The 238-nt window shown below is 35.3% G+C and carries 1 pseudogene; it reads left to right on the top strand.

Annotated elements, in window-relative coordinates:
- Nucleotides 1-44 precede the first annotated feature (44 nt).
- A pseudogene (locus MKR94_RS16840) lies at nucleotides 45-238 on the top strand (ABC transporter permease); the annotation flags it as partial.

Raw genomic sequence — 238 nt, forward strand, 5'->3', positions numbered from 1 at the left:
TAGCGATACTTGCGAATAATTTTCATAGTCAAGATGAGTAAGCAATGAAGTTAACTTTTGGGTATCTTATTGATTTAATATCAGTTATTACTGAGAAAGAGTTAAAGGTTAGGTATAAAAGCAGTTTCCTCGGTTACCTCTGGTCGATGGCAAATCCGCTACTTTTCGCCATGATCTACTACTTTATATTCAAACTAGTAATGCGCGTTCAGATACCAAACTATACCCTCTTCCTTAT

Source organism: Rosenbergiella metrosideri, from assembly GCF_022602565.1.
In the GTDB taxonomy this organism is placed as follows: Bacteria; Pseudomonadota; Gammaproteobacteria; order Enterobacterales; family Enterobacteriaceae; genus Rosenbergiella; species Rosenbergiella metrosideri.